Raw genomic sequence first — 25,190 nt, 5'->3', positions numbered from 1 at the left:
AAGGAGTGTTGAAGCATGCGAGACAAACCAACGGCGGGCTCGTTGCCCACGCCCGCCACCTACATCACAGCCCAGAGTGCCATCACCGGCCTGCGTGGCCGTGACTTGCTGTCGACCCTGCGCAGCGTGGCCACCTACGGCCTGCGCCACCCAGCGCACAGCGCCCGCCACGCCTTGGCGCTGGGTGGCCAATTGGGCCGTGTCCTGCTGGGGGAAACGCTGCACAAACCCAACCCCCAGGACAGCCGGTTCTCCGATCCGACCTGGAGCCTGAACCCGTTTTACCGACGCGGCCTGCAGGCCTATCTCAGCTGGCAGAAACAGATCAAAAGCTGGATCGACGACAGCAGCATGAGCGCGGACGACCGGGCCCGCGCGCACTTTGCCTTCAACCTGCTCAACGATGCCGTGGCACCGTCCAACACCCTGCTCAATCCGCTGGCGATCAAGGAGATCTTCAACTCCGGTGGCAACAGCGTGATCCGCGGCATCGGTCATCTGGTCGACGACCTGCTGCATAACAATGGCCTGCCCAGCCAGGTCACCAAACAGGCCTTCGAAGTCGGCAAGAACCTGGCCACCACCCCCGGTTCGGTGGTGTTTCGCAACGAGCTGCTGGAACTGATCCAGTACAAGCCGATGAGCGAAAAACAGTACGCCCGGCCCCTGCTGATTGTGCCGCCACAGATCAACAAGTTCTATATCTTCGACCTCAGTCCCGCCAACAGCTTCGTGCAGTTCGCCCTGAAAAACGGCCTGCAGACCTTCATCATCAGCTGGCGCAATCCCGATGTCCGGCATCGCGAATGGGGCCTGTCGAGCTATGTCGAGGCCGTGGAGGAAGCCATGAATGTCTGCCGGGCGATCACCGGCAGTCGAGACGTGAACCTGATGGGGGCCTGTGCCGGCGGCCTGACCATTGCCGCCTTGCAAGGCCACCTGCAAGCCAAGCGACAACTGCGCCGGGTCTCCAGCTCCACCTACCTGGTCAGCCTGCTGGACAGCCAGATGGACAGTCCCGCGGCCCTGTTCGCCGACGAGCAGACCCTGGAGGCAGCCAAGCGCCGCTCCTATCAACGCGGCGTGCTCGAAGGTCGCGACATGGCCAAGGTGTTCGCCTGGATGCGGCCCAACGACCTGATCTGGAATTACTGGGTCAACAACTACCTGCTGGGCAAGGAGCCGCCGGCGTTCGACATCCTCTACTGGAACAACGACAACACTCGGCTGCCGGCTGCCTTTCATGGCGATCTGCTGGATTTCTTCAAGCACAACCCGATGAGTCATCCCGGTGGCCTGGAAGTCTGCGGCACACCAATCGACCTGCAAAAAGTCACGGTCGACAGTTTCAGCGTTGCCGGAATCAACGACCACATCACCCCCTGGGATGCGGTGTATCGCTCAACCCTGCTGCTGGGCGGCGAAAAGCGCTTTGTGCTGTCCAACAGCGGGCACGTGCAGAGCATCCTCAACCCGCCGAACAATCCCAAGGCCAACTACGTCGAAAACGGCAAGCTCAGCAGCGACCCGCGGGCCTGGTACTACGACGCCAAGCACGTCGACGGCAGCTGGTGGACACAATGGCTGGAATGGATCCAGCAGCGTTCCGGCGCCCAGCGCGAAACCCTGATGACCCTGGGTAACCAGAATTACCCACCGATGGAGGCGGCGCCTGGCACCTACGTGCGCGTCCGCTGAATTTCCCCGCGCCGCGGCCCGAGGGTCGCGGCCTGACTGAACAACCAAGAAGACTGGATGAAAACCCGCGACCGGATACTCGAATGTGCCCTGCTGCTGTTCAACCACAAGGGCGAACCCAATGTCTCGACCATGGAAGTTGCCAACGAAATGGGGATCAGCCCCGGCAACCTCTACTACCACTTTCACGGCAAGGAGCCGCTGGTCCTCGGGCTGTTCGAGCGTTTTCAGAATGAGCTGACGCCCCTGCTCGATCCGCCCGCCGATGTGCACCTGGCGCCCGAAGACTACTGGCTGTTCCTGCACCTGATCGTCGAACGCCTGGCGCACTACCGCTTCCTGTTCCAGGACCTGTCCAACCTGGCCGGACGCCTGCCGAAGCTGGCCAAGGGGATTCGCAACCTGCTCAACGCCCTGAAGCGCACCCTGGCCTCGCTACTGGCCAGGCTCAAGGCTTCGGGACAACTGGTCAGCGATACCCAGGCGCTGGGGCAACTGGTGGAACAGATCACCATGACCCTGCTGTTCTCGCTGGACTATCAGCGCATCCTCGATCGCGAGGGTGAGGTAAGGGTGGTGGTCTACCAGATCATGATGCTGGTGGCGCCGCACCTGCTGCCACCGGCGAAACTGGCCACCGAACAAATGGCCCTGCGTTACCTCGACGAACACGATTGATCGGCGCAGCAAGAATCCCACAAACAAAAACGCCCGACCTTTGCAGGCCGGGCGTTTTTGTATGTCCCGAAAGACTCAGGACTGACTGGTTGGCGTCGCAGGTGCTGGCGCGACAGTCGGGGTGACGGCAGGGCTTGGCACCACTGCGGAGTTCGCAGGGCTGACCGGTGCTGCCGGCTTGGCGGCAACCGCGGGCTTCGGTGCAGCGGCCTTGGGTGCTGCCGGTTTCTTCACTGCCGGTTTTTTCGCCGCCGGTTTCGCAGCGGGCTTGGCCGCTGGTTTGGCGGCAGGTTTGGCCGCTACTGGCTTGGCGGCAGGTTTTGCAGCCGGCTTGGCCGCCGCAGTTTTGGCTGCCGGTTTCGCGGCAGGCTTGGCTGCTGCCTTCGCCGGAGCTTTGGCTGCCGGTTTGGCCGCGGCTTTAGCCAAAGGTTTGACCGCTGCAGTCTTGGCCGCGATCGGAGCCACCTTGGCGCCTGTGAGTTTCTCGATCTGTTTGGTCAGGGTGTCGACCTTGCTGTGCAGCGCCTTGACTTCATTGCGGCTGGGCACGCCCAGACGCGAAATGGCACTGTTCAAGCGCTTGTCGAATGCACCTTCCAGCTCGTCCCACTTGCCCAGCGCGCGGTCCTTGACGCCACTGATGCGCGATTTTGCCGAGCTCGCGGAGTCCTTGGCGGCATCGACTTTCTTGCCGACAGCGCTTTTGGTGAGCTTCTCGGCTTTCTCGCCATCCTTGACCAGCGACTCGAAAAGCTTGCTGCCGTCAGTGTCGATTTTCGAGTACACGCCTAAACCAGCAAGCCAGATTTTACGGGAGTAGTCTTCGACCTTCCCGATCCACGAGCTGCCTTCTTTTTCAGTATTCTTTTTACCAGCCATCCCGTTCTCCTTAATGTTTACGCGCGACACGTTCGAGCAATGCCGTCAGCTCATCGAGCTTAGCAGAGAGTGTCTCAACGTCATGTTTAGACGGAATGCCAATGCGATTCAAGGCACTTGCGACGCGCGTGTCAAAAGCCCTCTCGACTTTATCCAGCTGCACTTCGACTTTGCCCCTGAGACTGGTGACATCCCCCTTCACGCTATCAATCTGACTGTTGGCGGCCTCAAGTTGTTCAGTCACAACTTTTTTGCCTTTTTTTTCAACAGCTTGACCGGCTTTAACGAGCTCTTGAAAGTACTCGCTGCCTTCCTGACCGACCTTGGTGTAGGCACCCAGGCCTGCCAGCCAGATCTTGCGGGCATAGGATTTGACTTCGCTCAGAGTGGTTGATGCGACATCAACTTTTTTCTTCAGAATTGCTTTGGCCATGGTGCACCTCACGCGCAGAAGGTTTGAGGAACTGCCCGCAGGAAAGTGGGCTCAGGCACAAAGTAGTGAGAAAAATTAGAATCGGCACCCTAACCAATGTCATAAAAAGGTGGAGGGGTTATTGGAGATAACCGGCTCGCCAGCGATGTTTTTCCAGGCGTCATGACAACACCCGAGATCACCGGCAAGCCGACTTCTACGAAAGTGGCTCAGACCAGGGCTTTATCCAGCGCCTTTTCGATTTCCGACTTGATCATGCCGCTCATGGCGGACATCAACAGGCCCAGCTCGACATCGACCCTGATCGAATCGTCTCCCACCTGCACCGCACCTTTGACCCCCGAACGCTTGAGGTTCAGGGTATCGCCCGACCACTGCGGCTCAAGGCCATACTGATCGGCCAGTTTCTGCGCCAACTGGTCAGCCTTTTCGCGGGCTGCTTCCTTACCCAGGCCGTGGGCACGCTCAACACTTATACGGGCCATTGAATGACTCCTGTTTTATCGGGACTTGCCTTGAGCGTCTTGAGCTGCGCTGCGTCAAAACGCCCCGGCGCTTCACTATCTTACATTCAGCCTTGCCAAGACAAAGACCGCCACCGGGATTAGAATGTCCCGCATTCTCTTTTGGTGACAGCGATATGACTGATCAGCGCAAAGGCAGCGATGCCGAACCCACCACTCACTTCGGCTTCAAAAACGTTCCGGAAAGCCAGAAGGCGGAAAAAGTCGCTGAAGTGTTCCACTCGGTGGCCGCCAAGTACGACCTGATGAACGACGTACTGTCCGGTGGCATGCATCGCCTGTGGAAACGCTTCACGATCGAATTGTCCGGCGTTCGCCCGGGCAATCGAGTGCTGGACATCGCCGGCGGCACCGGCGACCTGACCCGCAAGTTCTCCCATCTGGTGGGCCCTACCGGCCAGGTGGTGCTGGCGGACATCAACGCCTCCATGCTCAAGGTCGGTCGCGACCGCCTGCTCGACAAGGGCGTGGCCGGCAACATCGAGTTCGTTCAGGCCGACGCGGAAAAGCTACCGTTCCCGGACAACCATTTCGACGTCGTGACCATCGCCTTCGGCCTGCGTAACGTGACCCACAAGGAAGACGCCCTGCGCTCGATGCTGCGGGTGCTCAAGCCCGGTGGCCGCCTGCTGGTGCTGGAGTTCTCCAAGCCGACCAACGCGCTGATGTCCAAGGTCTACGACGCCTACTCGTTCGCCTTCATGCCGCTGGCCGGCAAGCTGATCACCAATGACTCGGAAAGCTATCGCTACCTGGCCGAATCGATCCGCATGCACCCGAACCAGGAAACCCTGAAGTCAATGATGGTCGAGGCCGGTTTCGATCGCGTGACCTACCACAACATGACCGCGGGCATCGTCGCCCTGCACCGCGGTATCAAACCCTGATGTTGTTCAGCGGCCTGCTTGCCAGCGTCGAGCACAGCCTCAACCGTGTACTGCGTCTCGACAGCACGGCTTTGCCACGCTTGCAGCATTTGAACGGCAAGGTCATCGCCGTCGATTGCCGCAGCCCGAGCGTGCAGCTGTTCGTCATTCCCGGCGACGAGGGCCTGACCCTCGCCGCGCATTGGGCGGCCGACGCCGACTGCACCCTGCGGACGCCGGCCTCGAGCCTGGTGCGCCTGGCCCTGAGCCAGGACAAGACTTCGGTGCTGCACAGCCCCGAGGTCGAGCTGGAAGGCGACAGCGGCGTGCTACTGGAACTGGCGGCCATCCTCCAGGACCTGGAGCTGGACTGGGAGTACGAACTCTCGCGCTGGCTCGGTCCGGTAGCCACCCAGCTGCTCAGCGGCCATTTACGCAGCCGCACGCGCTGGTATCGCCAGGGTTTCGCCAGCCTGAACCAGAACCTCGCCGAATACCTGGCCGAAGAATCACGCACCCTGGTGGGCCAGCACGAAGCCGAAGCCCGTTTCAGCGAACTGGACCGGGTCAAGCTCGACCTGGAACGCCTCGAGGCGCGCTTCGAGCGCCTTTCCCGATCCCTTGACCCAAGCGATAACGCATGAAGCTGCTTGCCGTCCGCCGTTTGTTGCGCATCCAGCGCGTCGTGATCCGCTACCGCCTCGATGACCTGCTGTTCGCCCTGCCCCTGCCCTGGCTCCTCCTGGCGCTGCGCTACGCCTTGCCCTGGCGCTGGTTCCCGCGCAAGCAGCTGGAACTGAGCCGCGGTGCGCGCCTGCGCCTGGCCTTGCAGGACCTGGGGCCGATCTTCATCAAGTTCGGCCAGATTCTCTCGACCCGTCGCGACCTGCTGCCTGAAGACATCGCCGACGAGCTGATGCTGCTGCAGGACCGCGTGCCGCCCTTCGACTCGAAGAAGTCGGTGGCGCTGATCGAGGAGCAGCTGGGCAAGAAGATCAGCGATGTATTCAGCCGCTTCGATATCGAGCCACTGGCCTCCGCTTCGGTGGCGCAAGTCCACGCCGCCCAGCTCAAGAGCGGCGAAGAAGTGGTGGTCAAGGTCATCCGCCCGGGCCTCAAGCCGGTCATCGCCCAGGATCTGGCCTGGCTGTTCATCCTCGCCCGCGCCGCCGAAAAGGTTTCGGCCGACGCCCGCCTGCTGCACCCGGTGGATGTGGTCAGCGATTATGAAAAGACCATCTACGACGAACTCGACCTGTTGCGCGAAGCGGCCAACGCCAGCCAGCTCAAGCGCAACTTCGAAGGCTCGCCGCTGCTCTACGTGCCGCAGGTCTACTGGGACTGGTGCCGGCCGAAAGTGCTGGTCATGGAACGCATCTACGGGATCCAGGTGACCGACCTGGCCACCCTCGCCGACCAGCGCACCGACATGAAAATGCTCGCCGAGCGCGGCGTGGAGATCTTTTTCACCCAGGTGTTCCGCGACAGTTTCTTCCACGCCGACATGCATCCGGGCAATATCTTCGTCAGCACCGTGCAGCCGTGGAGCCCGCAGTACATCGCCATCGACTGCGGCATCGTCGGCAGCCTGACCCCGGAAGACCAGGACTACCTGGCCCGCAACCTGTTCGCGTTCTTCAAACGCGACTACCGGCGCGTGGCGCAACTGCACATCGATTCGGGCTGGGTGCCGGCAGAGACCAAACTCAACGAATTCGAAGCGGCAATCCGTACCGTGTGCGAGCCGATCTTCGAAAAACCGTTAAAAGATATTTCCTTCGGCCAGGTGCTGATGCGCCTGTTCCAGACCGCTCGCCGCTTCAACATGGAAGTGCAGCCGCAACTGGTGCTGCTGCAAAAGACCCTGCTGAACATCGAAGGCCTGGGCCGCCAGCTGTACCCGGAGCTGGACCTGTGGAACACCGCCCAGCCGTTCCTCGAACGCTGGATGCGCGAGCGCGTCAGCCCGAAAGCCTTGCTGGGCAACCTGCACAGCCAGGTCGAGCAACTGCCGCACCTGGCCAACATGACCCGCGACCTGCTCGAACGCATGTCCCAGCCCCATGCCCAGGATCCTTCGCCGCCCTGGAAACGGCGCAAGGACGACTGGTTCCTGCGCCTTCTCGGCGCGGCGCACCTGGGTGGTGGCGCGATCCTCGCGGCCGGCGGACCGCTGAACGAACTGGGTCACTGGCCGGCCGGCATCATGATGGCCGTGGGCTTGTATCTGGTCGTGCGCCGATAGCCAGCCGGGCTAGCGGCTGGCACACTGTTTCTCATCGCCGAGGCTCGACGAGCGCGTCGAGCCCTGTTGTCGGAGTCGAAGATGAAAGATTGGCTGGACGAGATCAAATGGGACGCTGACGGCCTGGTGCCGGCCATCGCCCAGGATCACAAGACCGGGCGCGTGCTGATGATGGCCTGGATGAACCGCGAGGCGCTGAGCCTGACCGCTGCCGAAAACCGTGCCATCTACTGGTCACGTTCGCGTGGCAAGCTATGGCGCAAGGGAGAAGAGTCCGGGCATGTGCAAAAGCTTCATGAAATGCGCCTGGACTGCGATGCCGACGTCATCATCCTGATGGTCGAACAGATCGGCGACATCGCCTGCCACACAGGCCGCCAGAGCTGCTTCTACCGCGTTTATGAAAACGGCGACTGGAAAACGGTCGATCCGGTACTCAAAGACCCGCACGCGATCTATCAAGCAGGACACTGAACATGAGCGATACCCTGACCCGTCTGGCCCAGGTGCTGGAAGAGCGCAAAGGCGCCGCCGCCGACACTTCCTATGTCGCCAGCCTGTACCACAAGGGCCTGAACAAGATTCTGGAAAAAGTCGGCGAGGAATCGGTGGAAACCATCATCGCCGCCAAGGACGCCGCCCACAGCGGTGACTGCAGCGATGTGATCTACGAAACCGCCGACCTGTGGTTTCACACCATGGTCATGCTCGCCCAGCTGGGGCAGCATCCGCAGGCCGTTCTCGATGAACTGGACCGGCGCTTCGGTTTGTCCGGACACGCCGAGAAAGCCTCGCGTCCGTCCGCCTGAACATTATTTAGAGAGGAAACGCAGCATGGGCATTTTTGACTGGAAACACTGGATCGTCATCCTGATTGTCGTGGTGCTGGTGTTCGGCACCAAGAAACTGAAAAACCTCGGCACCGACGTCGGCGAATCGATCAAGGGCTTTCGCAAGGCCATGAACGACGACGAAAAAAACGCCGAGCCTGACGTGCCACCGACCGCCCAGCCTGCTCCGCCGGTCCAGCCGCAAAGCGCTCCGCTGAACCAGCCGCACACCATCGACGTGCAGGCGCAAAAAGTCGAAGAGCCGACCCGCAAAGACTCGTGAGCACTGACTAATGTTTGGTATCAGCTTCTCTGAACTGCTGCTCGTCGGCCTGGTGGCCCTGCTGGTGCTCGGCCCCGAGCGTCTGCCGGGCGCTGCGCGCACGGCAGGCCTGTGGGTCGGCCGCCTGAAGCGCAGCTTCAATGCGATCAAGCAGGAAGTTGAACGGGAGATCGGTGCCGATGAAATTCGTCGGCAACTGCACAACGAACACATTCTGTCGCTGGAACAGGAAGCGCGGAAAATCCTCAATCCGATCCAGCAACAGCCGACACCGGTCGAGCCCGTGGCCGAACAGAGCACTCATGCGCCCGCCGCGGCACCTGAAGCGCCAGCCAGCGCGACCACAGCGAGCCCTACTGCCGCAACTGCACCGGCCGAACCGGCTGCGCCCGTGACAACGCCTGTCACGCCAGCCCCCCACGACCCTACTTTGCCGCCGCGAGCCCCATGAGCGATATTCCGGAAAACGACCAACATATGCCTCTGGTGTCGCACCTCACCGAGTTGCGCACCCGGTTGCTGCGCTGCGTGGCGGCGATCTTCCTGATCTTCGGCGGGCTGTTCGCCTTCACCCAGCAGATCTACACCATCGTCTCCACGCCGCTGCGCCAGTACCTGCCGGCGGGCGCAACGATGATCGCCACCGACGTGGCGTCGCCGTTCCTGACCCCGCTCAAGCTGACGATGATGGTCTCGCTGTTCCTGGCGATCCCGGTGATCCTGCACCAGATCTGGGGTTTCATCGCCCCCGGCCTGTACAAGCATGAAAAGCGCATCGCCGTACCGCTGCTGGTCTCCAGCATCCTGCTGTTCTACATCGGCATGGCCTTCGCCTACTTCCTGGTGTTCCCGCTGATCTTCAAGTTCTTCGCCGCAGCCACCCCGGCCGGCGTGGAAATGATGACCGACATCACCAGCTACCTCGACTTCGTCATGACCCTGTTCTTCGCCTTCGGCGTGGCGTTCGAGATCCCGGTGGCGGTGGTGCTGCTGGTGTGGATCGGCGTGGTCAACGTCGCCTACCTGAAGAAGATCCGCCCGTACGTGATCATCGGCTGCTTCGTGGTCGGCATGATCCTGACCCCGCCGGACATCTTCTCCCAGACCTTGCTGGCGGTACCGATGTGGCTGCTGTTCGAGATCGGCATCCTGTTCGGCAGCCTGATCAGCAAGCGCGGCGATCATCCGGACGACCAGCCGGCTGAAGACCACAACGACCAGCCGCCAGCGACCCAAGCGTGAACCTGCTGCTGCTCGAGGAGGCCGACTTCATCGCGGCCGACCGGGTGATCCTGCGCGATCGCCGCCTGACCCACATGCAGGAAGTCCATCGGGCCGCGGTGGGCGACAGCCTGCGGGTCGGCCGTATCGGCGGCCTGATGGGCTCGGCCGAGCTGCTGCGCCTGGAGCCCGGGGAGGCCGAGCTGCAAGTCAGCCTCGACCAGCCACCGCCAGCCAAGCTGCCCCTGACCCTGGTGCTGGCCCTGCCGCGCCCGAAAATGCTCCGTCGGGTGCTGCAAACCGTCGCCGCCATGGGCGTGCCCCGGCTGGTGCTGGTGAACAGCTACCGGGTCGAGAAAAGCTTCTGGCAAACGCCTTTCCTCGAACCCGAGGCGATTCGCGAGCAACTGATCCTCGGCCTGGAACAGGCCCGCGACAGCGTGCTACCGGAAGTGGTCATCGAAAAGCGCTTCAAACCCTTCGTCGAAGACCGCCTGCCGACGCTGGTCGAAGGTACCCTCGGGCTGGTCGGCCATCCCGGCCAGTACCCGGCCTGCCCTCGCGGCCTGGATGAACCGGTGACCCTGGCCATCGGCCCGGAAGGCGGCTGGATCCCCTACGAAATAGACCTGCTGGGCAAGTCCGGCCTGCGCCCGGTGCAGCTCGGCGAGCGCATCCTGCGGGTCGAAACCGCCGTTACCGCCCTTCTCGCCCGCCTCTTCTAACTAACCCCACTCGCTCCTGCGCTTCAGATTTATCTGACGCAGCCGATAGGTTCTCTACAAAACCTATTAATAGCCCAAGGGAGTTCGCGGCATGTACCGTTGGTTAGCCCAGAGTCTGGGAAATGTAAGCGTCAACCTCAAACTCGGCGTTGGCTTCGGTCTGGTGCTGCTACTGACCCTGCTGATCACCGCGACCGGCTGGCTGGGCCTGGGCAATGTGATCGAGCGCGGCGACAAGCTGGGCTATATCTCCAGCCTCAACGAGCTGACCAAGGACCTGCGCATCGCGCGCCTGGACTATGAAATGCGCCGTGGCGAGCAGGGGCCGGGGGCCGTCAGCGAGCTGCTGAACAAACTCGACGAAGGCTTGCAACGCGCACGCAAGATGCTGGAAATGCCTGAAAGCATCGCCATGATCGACCAGCAGATCGCCGCCGTCAGCGAGTACAAGCTGGCCTTCGCCGACATGACCCGCGCCACCGCCAGCCGCGAAGCCGCCCGCGCCAAACTGGGCGCCACCGCCGATAACGCCGTGGCCCGGGTGGCCGAAGTGGAGAAATCCATGCTGCAGGGCGACAGCGTGGCGCAGTTCAATAGCGTCATCGACCTGAGCAAACTGATCCAGCAGGCGCGCTTCCAGGTCCGCGGCTACACCTACAGCGGCAAGGCCGAGGCCGAACAGCCGGCGCTGGACGCCATCGACAACGCCCTGAACAACCTCGCCAGCCTGCCGGCCAAGCTGCCGGAACAGCACCTGGCCAACCTGCAGCAGGCCACCGACGCCCTCAAGGGCTACCGCTCCGCGGTCAGCGATTTCCGCGACTCCCAGGTGGCCAGCGCCGCCGCCCTCAAACGCATGGCGGCCCAGGGCGACCGCCTGATGGAAGTCAGCAAGCAGTTGACCACCGCGCAAACCCACAAACGCGACAGCGACGCTGCCCGGGCCAGAAGCACCCTGGCCATTGTCACCGCCCTGGCCCTGCTGTTCGGCCTGGTTGCCGCCTGGAGCATCACCCGGCAGATCGTCATCCCGCTGCGCCAGACCCTCAAGGTGGTCGAGCGTGTCGCCTCGGGCGATCTCAGCGAGAACCTGCAGGTCGAGCGTCGCGACGAGCTCGGCCAGCTGCAACGGGCCATGCAACGCATGACCCAGAGCCTGCGCGAGCTGATCGGCGGCATCAGCGATGGCGTCACCCAGATTGCCAGCGCCGCCGAGCAGTTGTCGGCGGTGACCGAGCAGACCAGCGCCGGGGTCAACAGCCAGAAAGTCGAGACCGACCAGGTCGCCACCGCCATGAATGAAATGGCCGCCACGGTCCAGGAAGTCGCGCGCAACGCCGAAGAAGCCTCGGAAGCGGCGGTCGCCGCCGATCAGCAGGCCCGCGAAGGCGACAAGGTGGTCGGCGAGGCGATCGCGCAGATCGAACGCCTGGCCGCCGAGGTCGGCAACTCCACCGCCGCCATGGGCCACCTGAAGCAGGAAAGCGACAAGATCGGCAGCGTGCTCGACGTGATCAAGTCGGTCGCCCAGCAGACCAACCTGCTGGCCCTCAACGCCGCCATCGAAGCCGCCCGCGCGGGCGAGGCCGGTCGTGGTTTCGCCGTGGTGGCCGACGAGGTGCGCAGCCTGGCGCAGCGCACCCAGAAGTCCACCGAAGAGATCGAGGAGCTGATTGTCGGCCTGCAGAACGGCACCCAGGAAGTGGCCAACATCATGGACAACAGCCGCGACCTGACCGACAGCAGCGTCGAGCTGACCCGACGGGCCGGTGGCTCGCTGGAAAACATCACCCGCACCGTCTCGGCGATCCAGGCGATGAACCAGCAGATCGCCGCCGCGGCCGAACAGCAGAGCGCGGTGGCCGAGGAAATCAACAGAAGCGTGCTGAACGTGCGCGACGTGTCCGAGCAGACCTCGGCAGCCAGTGAGGAGACAGCGGCCTCCAGCGTCGAGCTGGCGCGCCTGGGGACCCATCTGCAGACCCTGGTCGGGCGCTTCCGGGTCTGAGCCACCCCGCCCTGTAGCCGCTACCGAAGGCTGCGAACGACCGGTACGGTCGCAGCGATCTCCAGGCCGTCAGATGTTCGGCAGAAGATCGGGATGGGCTACAGGACCTGACGCAGAAACGCCTGGGCCCGCGGGTCTTGGGGTGCATCGAAGAACGCCGCTGGCGAGGCGTCTTCCAGCAGCTTGCCGTGATCGAAGAACAGCACCCGATCCGCCACTTCCCGGGCAAAGCCCATTTCGTGGGTCACGCAGACCATGGTCATGCCTTCCAGGGCCAGGGTCTTCATCACGTCCAGCACTTCGCCGACCATTTCCGGATCCAGCGCCGAAGTCGGCTCGTCGAACAGCATGACCTTGGGTTCCATGGCCAGCGCCCGGGCGATGGCCACGCGCTGCTGCTGGCCGCCGGAGAGCCGCGACGGGAACTCATTGGCCTTCTGCGCGATACCGACCTTCTCCAGCAACGCCAGGGCCTTGGCCTCGCGTTCCTGCTTGCCGCGCTTGCGCACCACCTTCTGCGCCAGGCAGAGGTTTTCCAGCACGGTCATGTGCGGGAACAGGTTGAAGTGCTGGAACACCATGCCGACTTCGCGGCGATAGGCATTCACATCGGTCTTCGGATCGGCCAGTTGCAGGCCATCGATGCTTACCGAGCCGGAATCGAACTGCTCCAGGCCGTTGAGACAACGCAGGAAGGTCGACTTGCCGGAGCCGGACGGGCCGATCACCACCAGCACTTCGCCCTTGGCCACGCGGGTGGTGACGTTATCCACCGCGCGGACCACCTGGCCCCGGGTGTCGAAGACTTTTACCAGATCGCGGACTTCAATCACTTTGCGCGAGCCTCCGCTCAAGCCGGCTGGCCATCTTCGACAGCGGCAGGTTGATCAACAGGTACAGGGCCGCCACGCAGAACAGGATCTCGAACGGCGAAAACGAGGTGGTGATGACTTCACGCCCGCTCTTGAGCAGCTCGGTGATGGCGATCACCGACACCAGCGAGGTGTCTTTCACCAGGCTGATGAACTGCCCGGCCAGCGGCGGCAGCACACGTTTGAAGGCCTGCGGCAGTACCACATGGCGCATCGACTGGCTGGCGTTCAGGCCCAGGGAGCGGGCCGCCTCATTCTGGCCACGGGCGATCGACTGCACGCCGGCGCGGACGATTTCCGCCACATAGGCACCGGTGAACAGCGACAGCGCGGCGATCCCGGCGAACTCGCGGGACAGGTTCAGCACCGTGCCGATGAAGAAATAGAAAATGAAGATCTGCACCAGCAGCGGCGTGCCGCGCACCAGTTCGACGTAGAGGGTCGACAGGTCCCGCAGGGTCGGGTTGTTCGACAGCCGGCAAAGCCCGGTCGCCAGGCCGATGAACAGACCCAGCACCCCGGACACCACCGACAGCCACAAGGTGGTCCACAGCCCCAACAGCAGCGGCCCGGCCGCCCAGTGACGAGTCACCCCGATCACATCGCCTTCGGCCACATCGTCGCCGCGGGCGACTTGCAGGCTGTTCTCGTCGACCGTCAGCCGTTGCTCGTCGCCCGCGTCGTTGCGCAGCGTGACCTCGGCCTTGCCGCCCTTGCGCACCAGCTCGCTGACAGTGGAGATGTCCGCCGCCCGCTGCGATTCCTCGGCCTGGTAGGCGAAGTACTGCGGTACGCGGTTCCAGCGCCATTCGTAGGACATCAGCGAGGTGGCGTAGTACAGCGCGCCGGCCAGGCCGATCAGCACCAGCACGGTCAGTACGTGCCAAGGCCATTGGGCTTTTTTATGTTTGATCACTTTGCAGGTTCCAGCCGTTTGCAGCGGGGAGGCTCGGTGTTGCCGATCAGGACGCCATCGCGAGCCGGCTCGCTCCTACAGGGATTGCGTGAATCTGCAGGAGCGAGGCTTGCCCGCGAATGGGGCGGTTCGGTCTGTCTGGCCGAGTGTTATTCCATGTCCTTGAGCCACTCGGTGCTCTTGAACCACTTGTCATGGATACGATCGTAGGTGCCGTCTTCGTGGATCTGGTGCAGGAAGTTGTTGATGAAGTTGAGGCTGTCGTAGTCACCCTTCTTCAGGCCGAACGCCAGAGGCTCGTAGGTGAACGGCTTGTCGAGGAACGTAAGCTTGCCGTTACCGACCTTGCTCAGCGCCACCACGTTGTACGGGGCGTCGTAGATGAAGGCGTCGGCCTTGCCGTTGACCACGTCGAGCACGGCTTCCTGCTCGTTGTCGTAGCCGTGGTACTTGGCCTTGGCAATCAGCTTCTTGGCGACCATTTCGCCAGTGGTGCCCAGCTTGGAGGTGATGCGGTAGTCGGCGGTGTTCAGGTCTTTATAGGACTTGATGGTGCCGTCCAGCTCCTTGCGGATCAGCAGGGTCTGGCCGACCACGATGAAGGGTTCGCTGAAATTCAGGCGCAGGTTGCGTTCCTGGGTCAGGGTCATGCCGCTGCCGATCATGTCGAACTTGTCGGTCAGCAGGGCCGGGATGATGCCGTCGTAGCCGGTGGAAACCAGCTCCAGCTTGACGCCCATGGCCTTGGTCATGGCCTTGAGGATATCGACCTCGAAACCGATGATCTCGCCACGCTTGTTGGTCATCTCGAACGGCATGTAGGTCGGGTCCATGCCGACTTTCAGCGTGCCGCGCTTGACCGCATCATCGATGGCGCCAGCCTGGGCTGCATTGACCGCCACCATTGCCGTGACGCCGAGCAGCAGCATCGAGAGATACTTCTTCATCTTCAAGTCCCCTGAACCCATTTTATTGTGAGGCGAACCCGCGACAGGTTTTCCCTGGAAAACCGACGGATACGGGCACCAGGAATGCCCGCTCGCAGCAATTCGGGGTGCGATGCTAACTCACCCGTCCGTTTGCACAAGGGCTTGACCAGGATTTGTTGTTACAGAGGGGACGACAAAAGCAGGTGCCACAAACAACAACGCCCTTGAGAGTGCTCTCAAGGGCGCTGTCATCAGGCCGGTTGGGCGATTACCGTTTGCGGTCGCAACGGCAACAGCGGTGCATGAGGGTCTTCATCCACCGATTGCCGCCAGGCGCTCAGCCAGTCGGCATGGCCTTCGCTCCAGACCTGCTCGTGCAGCCGGGCCAGGGCCACCGGATCGCTCAGCAGCGCCAGGCGCTCGCCGTTGTTCAGCGCCGCCGGCCCCACTTTCAGGGCATGGCGGACACGTTCGATACGCAGCCACTCGATCGGCTCGGCCAGGCCGTGCCGCGACGTCGCCAGGGCACAGGCCAGGGCGTTCTGCTGCGGATCGACCACCGCCCGGATGAAACCGTCGTTCAGCGCATGCCAACGGTTTTCATGGGTGTACTGGTCGGTGGACAGCAGTTCCTGGGGCGGCGCGTATTCCTCGGGGATCAGGAACAGGCTTTCGTCACGGGACTTCAGGCCCAGGCCGACGCGGCTGGAAATCACCGACACCGGGATCGACAGCATCAGCGAGCCGACGATCGGCACCAGCCACCAGAGGAAGCTCGGGTTCAGCCAGATCACCAGCAGCGCCCAGCAGAAGCCCAGCAGGGTCTGCGGACCATGGCGGCGCACCGCTTCGCTCCACGGGGTGGAGTCGTCGTCACGTTGTGGCGAGTTCCAGGTCGCGGCCCAGCCAAGGAACGCGGCCAGTACGAAACGGGTGTGGAAGATCATCCGTACCGGCGCCAGCAGCATGGAGAACAGCATCTCCAGCAGCATCGACAGGGTCACCTTGAACTTGCCGCCGAACTCTTTCGCGCCCTTGGCCCAGATCAGGATGATGCTCAACAACTTCGGCAGGAACAGCAGCACGATAGTGGTCGAGAACAGCGCGATCGCCTTGTCCGGGTGCCATTGCGGCCACAGCGGATACAGCTGGCGTGGCTCCAGGAAGTACTGCGGCTCCATCAGGGTGTTGACCGCCAGCAGGGCCGTCGACAGCACCAGGAAGAAGAACCACAAAGGCGCCGACAGGTAGGACATCACCCCGGTGAGGAACACCGCGCGGTGCACCGGGTGCATGCCCTTGACCAGGAACAGGCGGAAGTTCATCAGGTTGCCGTGGCACCAGCGCCGGTCGCGCTTGAGCTCGTCCAGCAGGTTCGGCGGCAGTTCTTCGTAGCTGCCGGGCAGGTCGTAGGCAATCCACACACCCCAGCCGGCGCGACGCATCAGCGCTGCTTCGACGAAGTCGTGGGACAGGATCGCACCGGCGAAGGCGCCTTTACCGGGCAATGGCGCCAGAGCGCAGTGCTCGATGAACGGCTTCATGCGGATGATCGCGTTGTGGCCCCAGTAGTGGGATTCGCCCAGTTGCCAGAAGTGCAGGCCGGCGGTGAACAGCGGGCCGTAGACGCGGGTAGCGAATTGCTGCATGCGCGCATACAGGGTGTCCATGCCCGAGGCTTTCGGCGCGGTCTGGATAATGCCCGCGTCCGGCGTGGCTTCCATCAGGCGCACCAGGCTGGTCAGGCATTCGCCGCTCATCACGCTGTCGGCATCGAGCACCACCATGTACTTGTAGTCGCTGCCCCAACGACGGCAGAAATCGTCGAGGTTACCGCTCTTGCGCTTCACCCGACGGCGGCGACGGCGATAGAAGATCTTGCCGAAACCCTTGGTTTCGCGGCAGACGTCCAGCCAGGCCTGCTGCTCGGCCACGCAGATATCGGTGTCGTTACTGTCGCTGAGCACGAAGAAGTCGAAACGGTCCAGATCACCAGTAGCCGCGACCGACTCGAAAGTCGCCCGCAGGCCGGCGAATACCCGCGGCACGTCTTCGTTGCAGATCGGCATCACCAGTGCGGTGCGTGCGTCTTGCGGAATCGGCTCGTTGCCGGCGCTTTTGCCGGAAATGCGGTATTTGTCATGCCCGGTGAGCAGCTCGAGGAAGCCCATCAGCGCGGTCCAGAAACCGGCCGAGACCCAGCAGAACAGGATGCCGAACATGATCAGGATGCTGGTCTGCAGGGCGTACGGCAGTACCTGGGTGGCGGTCTGCATCAATGGCTGATGCATGACTTCCTCCAGGTCGACGAACGACCAGCCCTGGTACGGCATGATGCCTTTCATATACCAGCCGGCCACTATGGTCTGACCGAGCATCAGCACCAGCAGGATGTAACGGCGGATCGAGCCCACGGTGCGCCAGCGCGCCGCCGGGAGCTCCCGCTCATCCTTCTTCGGTGCCGGCGGGTTGGTGCGCCCGGTCAGGCGCCGCCAGCCACGCACCAGGATATTGGTGCGCCAGGGCTCGGGAACCACCTTGGTCCGACGGATCGGCGGCGTGGCCTTGAGGCACACGCGACCGCTGGCGTCGAGCGCCAGCATCTCGGCATCGATCAGTTCCTCGGCGGAACTCAGGGTCAGCCGGCGGCCCACCGAGGCCTGGGCGGCATCGGCAGGCGCGTCGAACGTCGACGACGACAGGCGTTCGTGCAGTTCACTGAAGGACTTGCAGCCCGCGAGTTCCGCGCGCTGCTCATCGGTCATTGGCAGGTGCGCCAGATACTCGGCAAGAGTCTCCGGCTGTACTTGAGGGTTACTCATCGGCAGGCAACTGGTAGCTCCAGGTCTCGGTCAGGACTTGTTCGGTCGGGACAGATTCCGGTGTGGCTGGGGCCGCCTCGGCAGCAGCAGGCTGCTTGGCGTCTTTGTGGTTCTTGGCGTCCTTGGCCGGCTTGGCTTCGGCTTGCTTGGCATCCGCCTCTTTCTTCTCCTGCTGCTTGGCGGCGACTTTGTCGGCCTTGGCGATGGAGGCGCTGGAGGCTGGCGACACGGACTTGGCCGGCTCGACAGGGGTGGCGTTCTTGACCAGGGCCGCGCGCATCTCGGTGGATTTGCTCGGGTCCTTGATCTTCATCCGCAGGGTCAGGCGCCAGCCCTTGGTTTCAGGGTTGTAGCGCACGCTGTTTTCCACCAGCTCGGCGTTGTCGCCGACGCTGACCTGGCTGCGCACCTCGGTGTCTTCCGGCAATGCCGCCAGGGATGGACCTTCGAAGTCCACCAGGTAGGCCACGCTGCCGTCCGGCTGGCGGATCAGGTTGGACTGCTTGACGTCACCGGTGGAACGCAGGGTCTGCTCGACCCAGGCGCTGTCCGGCGAATGCAGGGAAGCCTCGTCCATGGTCCAGTGCAGGCGATAGGCGAAATCGAACGCCTGGCCTGGCTCAGGCTGCTTTTCCGGGCTCCAGAACGCCACGATGTTGTCGTTGGTTTCGTCCGCGGTCGGGATCTCTACCAGGTCGACGGTGCCTTTGCCCCAGTCGCCCTTCGGCTCGATCCAGGCGCTTGGGCGCTTGTCGTAGCGGTCGTCGAGGTCTTCGTAGTGGCTGAAATCGCGGCCACGCTGCAGCAGGCCGAAACCACGCGGGTTCTCCACCGAGAAATTGCTCACGGCCAGGTGTTTCGGGTTGTTCAGCGGACGCCAGATCCACTCGCCGTTGCCGGCGTGGATCGACAGGCCGCTGGAGTCGTGCAGCTCGCGGCGGTAGTTGAGGACTTTCGACGGCTGGTTGGCGCCGAACAGGAACATGCTGGTCAGCGGGGCGATGCCCAGCTTGCCGACCTTGTCACGCAGGAACATCCGGGCCTTGACGTCGACGATGGTGTCGCTGCCCGGACGCAGGGTCAGGCGATAGGCGCCGGTGGCACGCGGCGAGTCCAGCAGGGCGAAGATCACCAGGTGCTTGTCGGTCGGCTTGGGTTGCTGGATCCAGAATTCGGTAAAGCGCGGGAATTCCTCGCCGGACGGCAGCGCGGTGTCGATGGCCAGGCCACGGGCCGACAGACCATAGACGTGGCCCTTGCCGATGACGCGGAAGTAGCTCGCGCCGAGCATGGTCATGATTTCGTCCTGCTTGTCCGCCTTGTTGATCGGGTACAGGACACGGAAGCCCGCATAACCGAGCTGTTCGGTGGCCTTGGGATCGAACTTGAGGTCGCCGAAATCGAAGCGAGTCGAGTCGTATTTGATCTCTTCGACGGTGTTCGCCGTGATTTCGTTGATTTTCACCGGCGTATCGAAGTGCATGCCCTGGTGATAGAAGGACAGCTTGAATGGGGTTTTCTGCTTGGCCCACTCGGCCTTTTCGGGCAGGAAGCGGATTTTCTGATAGTCCGCGAACTTCATCTCACGAAATTCGTTCGGCAGGTTACTGCGCGGAGCCTCGTACTTCTGCCCGGCCAGATCCTTAGCCTTGGCCGATACATCATCCAGATTGAATGCCCAGAGTTGGCCGGCGCTAAGCAGGCAGAGCAGTGCAGAGCCCGTCACCAGTGCGTTTCGTAACCGTTTGGCAGACAATTTTGGTGCATTACAGGGACTAACAATCACGAGCAACCCTCGCCGAAAACAGATCAAAAAACCAACGGCCAGCTATCTATATGCCAGGTTGGCGAGCATTGTTCCGACTCCGATGGGGCTAAATGATTCCCCAAACGGTCCCGAACAAGTCTCTACCTAAGTCAAAAACGGACCAACGAACGCTGATCCCCGTAGCGCGCGATTATCTAGTAGCCCGCGTTACAACGCATCAGGGGCGACCAAGTATTTATCGCGAAAAACGCCTATTTTCGGCCGCTTCCGGCCGAAAAAGATGTTTCAAGCACTTTCAGGTCTGTAACAGGAAGGTTACCGGGCCATCATTGACCAGATGGACCTGCATATCCGCCCCGAAGCGCCCTGATGCTACTTTGCCATGCAACTGTTGCGCCTTGCATAGCAGATAGTCAAAAAGTTCTTCGCCGAGGAGCGGCGGCGCCGCCGTGGAAAAGCTCGGGCGCAGGCCGTTCTTGGTGTCCGCGGCCAGGGTGAACTGCGAGACCAGCAGCAAACCGCCGTCCACATCGGCCAGGGACAGGTTCATCTTGCCCTCGGCATCGCTGAATACCCGATAGTTAAGCAACTTGTGCAGCAGTTTGTCGGCACTGGCCCGGGTGTCCTCGGGCTCCACCGCTACCAGCACCAGCAAGCCCTGATCCACCGCACCGACGATTTCCCCCGCCACTTCGACCCGCGCGCCGCGCACGCGCTGCAACAGCCCCTTCATGCTTCTTCGGGCGGCAGGTCGAGCAGGCGCCGGGCCATCTGATTAGCGGCGCGCACCAGGGCATCGGTGATGCCCGGTTCGGACGCTGCGTGACCGGCATCGCGGATCACCTGCAATTCGCTGTTCGGCCAGGCCTGGTGCAGTTCCCAGGCATTGTCCAGCGGGCAGATCACGTCGTAGCGACCGTGCACGATCACGCCCGGCAGGTGGGCAATCTTGCCCATGTCGCGAATCAGCTGGTTCGGCTCGAGGAACGCATGGTTGGTGAAGTAGTGGCATTCGATCCGGGCGATCGACAGCGCGCGCTGCGGCTCGGAGAAACGATCGACCACCAGCGGGTTCGGCCGCAGGGTCGCGGTGCGCCCTTCCCAGATCGACCAGGCCTTGGCCGCATGCATCTGGGCGATCTGGTCGTTGCCGACGAGACGCTTGTGGAAGGCGCTGAGCAGGTCGTCGCGCTCGTCCAGCGGGATAGGCGCCACGTAGTCCTGCCAGTAGTCGGGGAACAGACGGCTGGCGCCTTCCTGGTAGAACCATTTGATTTCCTGCGGGCGGCACAGAAAGATCCCCCGCAGAATCAGGCCATGGACACGCTCAGGATGGGTTTGCGCATAGGCCAGGGCCAGGGTCGAACCCCAGGAGCCGCCGAACACCACCCATTTCTCGATGCCCAGGTGCAAGCGGATCCGCTCGAGGTCGGCGACCAGGTCCCAGGTGGTGTTGTTTTCCAGGCTGGCGTGCGGGGTGGAGCGCCCGCAACCGCGCTGGTCGAAGGTGATGATGCGGTACAGGTTCGGGTCGAAGTAACGGCGACTCTGGGCATCGCACCCGGCTCCCGGGCCACCGTGGATGAACACCACCGGCAAGCCTTCCGGGGAACCGCTTTCATCGACATACAGGACATGGGGTTCGTCGACAGCCAGATCGTGCCGGGCATAGGGTTTGATCTGCGGGTACAAAGTCTGCATTGCGCGCTCCGTAAGGGGTCGAGGTCATCCCTGGGGGGACTTCAATTATTCTGCCGTCCGGCATCATAAACCCGAATTACCGAATGAGCATGTCCTTGGAGACATTAGGGTTGTTTGCGCGTTTTGCGCTGTTGTTAACGCCCCTGTAGCCGCTGCCGCAGGCTGCGATAAGGCCGAAGGCCTTCGACGTCCTTTAGACCTTGCACTCCCTTCGGGAGCGATCGCAGCCTGCGGCAGCGGCTACAGGCTTTCCTGTCGGCTTCAGCACCCGTAGCGCTTCTGCCCCCAGGCCAGCAGCCCTTGCAGCAGCTGCTTGAGCACCACCTGGGTCGGCGCCGCCAGATCGTCGCGGTAGCGGAACGGCTCGAACTCTTCCATGTAGGTGCTCTGCGCCAGCTCCAGTTGCACGGCGTGGATGTTCTCCGCCGGGTTGCCGTAGTGCCGCGTGATATGGCCGCCCTTGAAACGGCCGTTGAGCACATGGCTGTAGTCGGCGTGACGGGCGCAGATCGCTTCCAGCTGGCTGGCCAGTTCGGCATCGCAACTGGCGCCGTTGAAGGTGCCGAGGTTGAAGTCCGGCAGCTTGCCTTCGAACAGATGCGGGATCAGCGAGCGGATCGAGTGCGCATCGAACAGCAAGGCATACCCGAACTCGGCCTTCAGCCGCGCCAGCTCCTGCTGCAGGGTGCTGTGATAAGGCGTCCAGACCTTCTCCAGGTAAGTGGCCCGCTCCTGCTTCGACGGCTCCAGCCCCTCACGGAACAACGGCACGCCATCGAACAGCGTGGCCGGGTACAACCCGGTGGTGGCGCCGGCATATAAAGGCTTGTCGTCGGACGGGCGATTGAGGTCGATGACGAAACGCGAATACTCGGCCGCCAGGGTGCTGGCGCCCAGCTCCTCGGCGAACGCGTAGAGCCGCGGGATGTGCCAGTCGGTATCCGGCAGGCTTTGCGCCTCGGGGATCAGCCCGGCCTCGACCGCTGGCGTCAGGCGCAGGCCGGCGTGGGGCATGCTGATCAGCAGCGGTACCCGGCCTTGTTTGAAGTTCAGAACCTTATCCACAACCCTTCTCCTATAAATCCACTTCAACGCCGTGGCGCACGACGCGTTTTTCCAGGTCGCCGCCCAGCCAGTAGGCCAGGTCGGCGGGACGATCGATCTGCCAGGCGACGAAGTCCGCCACCTTGCCGGCCTCCAGCGAACCGTGGGTCTGTTCCATGCCCAGCGCGGTGGCCGCGTACAGGGTCACGCCGGCCAGGGCCTCTTCCGGGGTCATGCGCAAACAGGTGCAGGCCATGTTCAGCATCAGGCGCAGGGACAGCGCCGGCGAGGTGCCGGGATTGAGGTCACTGGCCACGGCGATCTTCACCCCGTGCTTGCGCAGCGCGTCCATCGGCGGCAGTTGGGTTTCGCGCAGGAAATAGAAGGCGCCCGGCAACAGCACGGCGGCGGTGCCGGCCTTGGCCATGGCGATGGCGTCCTCCTCGGTCATGAACTCCAGGTGGTCGGCCGACAGCGCGTGATAACGCGCCGCCAGGCTGGAACCATGCAGCGACGACAGCTGCTCGGCGTGCAGCTTCACCGGCAGGCCGAGCTTCTGCGCGGCAACGAACACCCGCTCCACCTGCTCCGGCGAGAACGCCAGGTATTCACAGAACGCATCCACCGCGTCCACCAGACCCTCGGCGGCCAAGGCCGGGAGCATCTCGCTGCAGATGTGCTCGATGTAGTCGTCCGCACGCTCGGCGTATTCCGGCGGCAAGGCGTGGGCCGCCAGGCAGGTGCTGCGCACGCTGACCGGCAGCTCGGCGCCCAGGCGCCGGATCACCCGCAGGATCTTGCGTTCGCTGGCCAGGTCCAGGCCGTAGCCGGACTTGATCTCGACGCTGGTCACGCCGTCGCGCAGCAGGCTTTTCAAGCGCTTGCGGGCGCTGTCGAACAGTTCGTCCTCGCTCGCCGCGCGGGTGGCCCGCACGGTGCTGGCGATACCACCACCGGCGGCGGCGATTTCGGCGTAGCTCACCCCTTGCAGGCGTTGCTCGAATTCGCCGCTGCGGTTGCCGCCGAACACCGTGTGGGTGTGGCAGTCGATCAGGCCCGGGGTGACCCAGGCCCCCGCCAGGTCATGCCGCTCGGCATAGTCGCCGGCCGGAACCTGGTCGCGCGGGCCGATCCACTCTATGAGCGCTCCTGACGTCACGATGGCGGCATCCTCGATGATCGAGTAAGCGCCTTGCGCCATGCTTGCGACGTGGCAGTGTTGCCAGAGAGTTTTCATCCGAGGCCTCCGTTAGTTATCGATGGGACAAAGAAGGGTCGCGGTGTACCTGGACCGCCTGACCGGCGGCCGGCTTGACCCACAACAGATAAGCGATCACCAGCAGCACGATCCACACCGCGCCCACCGCCAGCGCGGCCTGGGTTTGCGGGAAGTAACCCAGCACGCCGAAGACGAACAGCATGAACACGATGGCGGCTGCCGGCGCCCAGGGCCAGAACGGCACCGGGAATTTCAGTTGGGCGACCTGCTCGGCGCTCATCGAACGACGCATGGCCACCTGGGTGACCAGGATCATCAGCCAGACCCAGACCGTGGCGAAGGTGGCGATCGAGGCAATCAGCAAGAACACGTTTTCCGGAATCAGGTAGTTCAGCAGCACACCGCCCAGCAGCGCGGCACCCATGACCACCACAGTCATCCACGGCACGCCGTGTTTCGACAGCTGGGCAAAGCCCTTGGGCGCCTGCCCTTGCTGGGCCAGGCCGTACATCATGCGCCCGGCGCCGAAGATGTCGCTGTTGATCGCCGATACCGCCGCCGAGATCACCACGATATTGAGGATGGTCGCCGCCGAGCCGATGCCCAGGTTGTCGAAGATCTGCACGAACGGGCTGCCCTGGCTGCCGATCTGCGGCCATGGATAGATGGCCATCAGCACGAACAGGGTCAGCACATAGAACAGCAGGATGCGCATCGGCACCGCGTTGATCGCCTTGGGGATGACCCGCTGCGGGTCCTTGGCTTCACCGGCGGTGATACCGATGATCTCGATGCCGCCAAAGGCGAACATCACCACCGCGAACGAGGCGATCAGGCCGCCGATGCCGTTGGGCATGAAACCGCCATGGGCCCAGAGGTTGGCCACCCCGGTGGCCTGCTCGCTGCTGGCCGAACCGATGCCGAACAGCATGATGCCGAAGCCGGCGAGGATCATCGCGACAATCGCGCCGACTTTCAGCAGCGACAGCCAGAACTCCATCTCGCCGAAGACCTTGACGTTGCACAGGTTGAGGCCGCCGATCAGGAACACGATGCCGAGCACCCAGACCCAGCGCGCCACGTCCGGAAACCAGAAGCCCATGTAAATGCCGAAGGCCGTGACGTCGGCCAGGCAGACGATGATCATTTCAAAGGCATAGGTCCAGCCGAGGATAAAACCCGGCAATGGCCCCAGGTAATTGCTGGCGTAGTGGCCGAACGAGCCGGACACCGGGTTGTGCACGGCCATCTCGCCCAGTGCGCGCATCACCATGAACACCGCGGCGCCACCGATCAGGTAGGCCAGGAGGACCGCGGGACCGGCCATCTGGATGGCCGAGGCAGAACCATAGAACAGCCCGGTGCCGATCGCCGACCCCAGCGCCATGAAGCGAATATGTCGGGCGGACAGCCCGCGTTTCAATCCTTGAGCTTGCTGTTGCATTTCTCGTTCCTAATTATTTTTATCGGAGAAAACCGGAACCACCTGTAGCCGCTGCCGAGGTACGAGGCTGCGAAGCGGTCCGCAG

Annotated in this window: 25 protein-coding genes and 1 pseudogene; 13 read left to right on the top strand and 13 right to left on the bottom strand. The window is 62.9% G+C overall.

Annotation, left to right across the window (positions count from 1 at the left end; genetic code table 11):
* The first annotated feature begins 15 nt into the window (after positions 1-15).
* Both phaC and H0I86_RS02175 read left to right on the top strand, forming a co-directional pair.
* Positions 16-1,698, top strand: coding sequence for a class II poly(R)-hydroxyalkanoic acid synthase (gene phaC, locus H0I86_RS02180; protein ID WP_180923802.1), 1,683 nt, complete (start codon positions 16-18; stop codon positions 1,696-1,698).
* A 57-nt stretch (positions 1,699-1,755) separates the two neighbouring features.
* Positions 1,756-2,376 (top strand): TetR/AcrR family transcriptional regulator, encoded by a 621-nt coding sequence (locus H0I86_RS02175; protein WP_180923800.1) that lies wholly within the window; start codon positions 1,756-1,758, stop codon positions 2,374-2,376.
* 75 nt (positions 2,377-2,451) lie between these two features.
* Here the strand turns inward: H0I86_RS02175 and H0I86_RS02170 are convergent, their stop codons facing one another.
* The 3 genes from H0I86_RS02170 to H0I86_RS02160 form a co-directional block, all read right to left on the bottom strand.
* Positions 2,452-3,255, bottom strand: a complete 804-nt coding sequence (locus H0I86_RS02170) for a phasin family protein (RefSeq protein ID WP_180923798.1) — start codon at positions 3,253-3,255, stop codon at positions 2,452-2,454.
* Between the two features lie 10 nt (positions 3,256-3,265).
* Entirely contained in the window at positions 3,266-3,688 is a 423-nt protein-coding gene (locus H0I86_RS02165; protein ID WP_180923797.1) for a phasin family protein, read from the bottom strand.
* 209 nt (positions 3,689-3,897) lie between these two features.
* Entirely contained in the window at positions 3,898-4,173 is a 276-nt protein-coding gene (locus H0I86_RS02160; protein WP_007925878.1) for a polyhydroxyalkanoic acid system family protein, read from the bottom strand.
* Between the two features lie 155 nt (positions 4,174-4,328).
* Here H0I86_RS02160 and ubiE point away from each other — a divergent pair, with 155 nt between their 5' ends.
* The 11 genes and pseudogenes from ubiE to H0I86_RS32405 all read left to right on the top strand — a co-directional run bounded on the left by ubiE (position 4,329) and on the right by H0I86_RS32405 (position 12,390).
* Complete coding sequence (gene ubiE, locus H0I86_RS02155; RefSeq protein ID WP_007925879.1) at positions 4,329-5,099, top strand: bifunctional demethylmenaquinone methyltransferase/2-methoxy-6-polyprenyl-1,4-benzoquinol methylase UbiE; 771 nt, start codon at positions 4,329-4,331, stop codon at positions 5,097-5,099.
* Positions 5,099-5,722, top strand: a complete 624-nt coding sequence (locus H0I86_RS02150) for a ubiquinone biosynthesis accessory factor UbiJ (protein ID WP_180923795.1) — start codon at positions 5,099-5,101, stop codon at positions 5,720-5,722. The genes ubiE and H0I86_RS02150 overlap by 1 nt, the downstream gene beginning before the upstream one ends.
* The gene (gene ubiB, locus H0I86_RS02145; protein WP_135006199.1) at positions 5,719-7,323 is read left to right on the top strand and encodes a ubiquinone biosynthesis regulatory protein kinase UbiB; all 1,605 of its coding nucleotides are present in this window, start codon (positions 5,719-5,721) and stop codon (positions 7,321-7,323) included. The genes H0I86_RS02150 and ubiB overlap by 4 nt, the downstream gene beginning before the upstream one ends.
* A gap of 81 nt (positions 7,324-7,404) precedes the next feature.
* Positions 7,405-7,797 (top strand): phosphoribosyl-AMP cyclohydrolase, encoded by a 393-nt coding sequence (hisI, locus tag H0I86_RS02140; protein ID WP_007925882.1) that lies wholly within the window; start codon positions 7,405-7,407, stop codon positions 7,795-7,797.
* A 2-nt stretch (positions 7,798-7,799) separates the two neighbouring features.
* A complete protein-coding gene (locus tag H0I86_RS02135) occupies positions 7,800-8,132 on the top strand; it encodes a phosphoribosyl-ATP diphosphatase (RefSeq protein WP_007925883.1) in 333 nt (110 codons plus the stop codon).
* A gap of 25 nt (positions 8,133-8,157) precedes the next feature.
* On the top strand, positions 8,158-8,436 hold the full coding sequence (locus H0I86_RS02130; protein WP_135006198.1) for a twin-arginine translocase TatA/TatE family subunit: 279 nt from the start codon (positions 8,158-8,160) through the stop codon (positions 8,434-8,436).
* Between the two features lie 10 nt (positions 8,437-8,446).
* Positions 8,447-8,887 carry a Sec-independent protein translocase protein TatB gene (tatB, locus tag H0I86_RS02125; RefSeq protein ID WP_135006197.1) on the top strand — a complete coding sequence of 147 codons (441 nt, stop codon included), beginning with the start codon at positions 8,447-8,449 and terminating at the stop codon, positions 8,885-8,887.
* The gene (tatC, locus tag H0I86_RS02120) at positions 8,884-9,678 is read left to right on the top strand and encodes a twin-arginine translocase subunit TatC (protein WP_053259344.1); all 795 of its coding nucleotides are present in this window, start codon (positions 8,884-8,886) and stop codon (positions 9,676-9,678) included. Before tatB ends, tatC begins: the two co-directional genes overlap by 4 nt.
* Entirely contained in the window at positions 9,675-10,382 is a 708-nt protein-coding gene (locus tag H0I86_RS02115) for a 16S rRNA (uracil(1498)-N(3))-methyltransferase (protein ID WP_135006196.1), read from the top strand. The genes tatC and H0I86_RS02115 overlap by 4 nt, the downstream gene beginning before the upstream one ends.
* A 91-nt stretch (positions 10,383-10,473) precedes the next feature.
* Positions 10,474-11,487, top strand: a pseudogene (locus H0I86_RS32410) (methyl-accepting chemotaxis protein); the annotation flags it as partial.
* Between the two features lie 30 nt (positions 11,488-11,517).
* Positions 11,518-12,390, top strand: coding sequence for a methyl-accepting chemotaxis protein (locus H0I86_RS32405; RefSeq protein ID WP_373369416.1), 873 nt, complete (start codon positions 11,518-11,520; stop codon positions 12,388-12,390).
* 98 nt (positions 12,391-12,488) lie between these two features.
* On the opposite strand, the gene H0I86_RS02105 is transcribed toward H0I86_RS32405, so the two are convergent.
* From H0I86_RS02105 to hutT, 10 genes are all read right to left on the bottom strand, one after another.
* Complete coding sequence (locus H0I86_RS02105; protein ID WP_085533503.1) at positions 12,489-13,223, bottom strand: amino acid ABC transporter ATP-binding protein; 735 nt, start codon at positions 13,221-13,223, stop codon at positions 12,489-12,491.
* Positions 13,216-14,175, bottom strand: coding sequence for an amino acid ABC transporter permease (locus H0I86_RS02100; RefSeq protein WP_373369415.1), 960 nt, complete (start codon positions 14,173-14,175; stop codon positions 13,216-13,218). Before H0I86_RS02100 ends, H0I86_RS02105 begins: the two co-directional genes overlap by 8 nt.
* A gap of 152 nt (positions 14,176-14,327) precedes the next feature.
* Entirely contained in the window at positions 14,328-15,125 is a 798-nt protein-coding gene (locus H0I86_RS02095) for a transporter substrate-binding domain-containing protein (protein ID WP_180923791.1), read from the bottom strand.
* 233 nt (positions 15,126-15,358) lie between these two features.
* Positions 15,359-17,929, bottom strand: coding sequence for a glucans biosynthesis glucosyltransferase MdoH (mdoH, locus tag H0I86_RS02090; protein ID WP_180923789.1), 2,571 nt, complete (start codon positions 17,927-17,929; stop codon positions 15,359-15,361).
* Positions 17,922-19,715: a glucan biosynthesis protein G gene (locus H0I86_RS02085; protein ID WP_135006193.1), complete on the bottom strand. Its 1,794-nt coding sequence runs from the start codon at positions 19,713-19,715 to the stop codon at positions 17,922-17,924. Before H0I86_RS02085 ends, mdoH begins: the two co-directional genes overlap by 8 nt.
* 277 nt (positions 19,716-19,992) lie before the next feature.
* Entirely contained in the window at positions 19,993-20,430 is a 438-nt protein-coding gene (dtd, locus tag H0I86_RS02080; RefSeq protein ID WP_180923787.1) for a D-aminoacyl-tRNA deacylase, read from the bottom strand.
* Positions 20,427-21,398, bottom strand: coding sequence for a prolyl aminopeptidase (gene pip, locus H0I86_RS02075; protein WP_038582775.1), 972 nt, complete (start codon positions 21,396-21,398; stop codon positions 20,427-20,429). Before pip ends, dtd begins: the two co-directional genes overlap by 4 nt.
* 261 nt (positions 21,399-21,659) lie before the next feature.
* Positions 21,660-22,463: an N-formylglutamate deformylase gene (gene hutG / locus H0I86_RS02070; protein ID WP_180923774.1), complete on the bottom strand. Its 804-nt coding sequence runs from the start codon at positions 22,461-22,463 to the stop codon at positions 21,660-21,662.
* Positions 22,464-22,473: 10 nt separating this feature from the next.
* On the bottom strand, positions 22,474-23,679 hold the full coding sequence (gene hutI / locus H0I86_RS02065; protein WP_180923772.1) for an imidazolonepropionase: 1,206 nt from the start codon (positions 23,677-23,679) through the stop codon (positions 22,474-22,476).
* A gap of 16 nt (positions 23,680-23,695) precedes the next feature.
* Entirely contained in the window at positions 23,696-25,105 is a 1,410-nt protein-coding gene (gene hutT / locus H0I86_RS02060) for an L-histidine transporter HutT (protein WP_180923770.1), read from the bottom strand.
* Between the last annotated feature and the right edge of the window lie 85 nt (positions 25,106-25,190).

It is taken from the genome of Pseudomonas chlororaphis subsp. aurantiaca, assembly GCF_013466605.1.
GTDB lineage: Bacteria > Pseudomonadota > Gammaproteobacteria > Pseudomonadales > Pseudomonadaceae > Aquipseudomonas > Aquipseudomonas chlororaphis_I.
Note: the sequence above shows the minus strand (reverse complement) of the source record. Positions and strands in the feature narration are given on the sequence as shown.

Excerpts from the sequence above, each read along its gene's own strand:
- phaC (WP_180923802.1), top strand. The coding sequence starts at position 16 with ATGCGAGACAAACCAACGGCGGGCTCGTTGCCCACGCCCGCCACCTAC.
- H0I86_RS02175 (WP_180923800.1), top strand. The coding sequence starts at position 1,756 with ATGAAAACCCGCGACCGGATACTCGAATGTGCCCTGCTGCTGTTCAAC.
- H0I86_RS02170 (WP_180923798.1), bottom strand. The coding sequence starts at position 3,255 with ATGGCTGGTAAAAAGAATACTGAAAAAGAAGGCAGCTCGTGGATCGGG.
- H0I86_RS02165 (WP_180923797.1), bottom strand. The coding sequence starts at position 3,688 with ATGGCCAAAGCAATTCTGAAGAAAAAAGTTGATGTCGCATCAACCACT.
- H0I86_RS02160 (WP_007925878.1), bottom strand. The coding sequence starts at position 4,173 with ATGGCCCGTATAAGTGTTGAGCGTGCCCACGGCCTGGGTAAGGAAGCA.
- ubiE (WP_007925879.1), top strand. The coding sequence starts at position 4,329 with ATGACTGATCAGCGCAAAGGCAGCGATGCCGAACCCACCACTCACTTC.
- H0I86_RS02150 (WP_180923795.1), top strand. The coding sequence starts at position 5,099 with ATGTTGTTCAGCGGCCTGCTTGCCAGCGTCGAGCACAGCCTCAACCGT.
- ubiB (WP_135006199.1), top strand. The coding sequence starts at position 5,719 with ATGAAGCTGCTTGCCGTCCGCCGTTTGTTGCGCATCCAGCGCGTCGTG.
- hisI (WP_007925882.1), top strand. The coding sequence starts at position 7,405 with ATGAAAGATTGGCTGGACGAGATCAAATGGGACGCTGACGGCCTGGTG.
- H0I86_RS02135 (WP_007925883.1), top strand. The coding sequence starts at position 7,800 with ATGAGCGATACCCTGACCCGTCTGGCCCAGGTGCTGGAAGAGCGCAAA.
- H0I86_RS02130 (WP_135006198.1), top strand. The coding sequence starts at position 8,158 with ATGGGCATTTTTGACTGGAAACACTGGATCGTCATCCTGATTGTCGTG.
- tatB (WP_135006197.1), top strand. The coding sequence starts at position 8,447 with ATGTTTGGTATCAGCTTCTCTGAACTGCTGCTCGTCGGCCTGGTGGCC.
- tatC (WP_053259344.1), top strand. The coding sequence starts at position 8,884 with ATGAGCGATATTCCGGAAAACGACCAACATATGCCTCTGGTGTCGCAC.
- H0I86_RS32405 (WP_373369416.1), top strand. The coding sequence starts at position 11,518 with ATGCAACGCATGACCCAGAGCCTGCGCGAGCTGATCGGCGGCATCAGC.
- H0I86_RS02095 (WP_180923791.1), bottom strand. The coding sequence starts at position 15,125 with ATGAAGAAGTATCTCTCGATGCTGCTGCTCGGCGTCACGGCAATGGTG.
- mdoH (WP_180923789.1), bottom strand. The coding sequence starts at position 17,929 with ATGAGTAACCCTCAAGTACAGCCGGAGACTCTTGCCGAGTATCTGGCG.
- dtd (WP_180923787.1), bottom strand. The coding sequence starts at position 20,430 with ATGAAGGGGCTGTTGCAGCGCGTGCGCGGCGCGCGGGTCGAAGTGGCG.
- pip (WP_038582775.1), bottom strand. The coding sequence starts at position 21,398 with ATGCAGACTTTGTACCCGCAGATCAAACCCTATGCCCGGCACGATCTG.
- hutI (WP_180923772.1), bottom strand. The coding sequence starts at position 23,679 with ATGAAAACTCTCTGGCAACACTGCCACGTCGCAAGCATGGCGCAAGGC.
- hutT (WP_180923770.1), bottom strand. The coding sequence starts at position 25,105 with ATGCAACAGCAAGCTCAAGGATTGAAACGCGGGCTGTCCGCCCGACAT.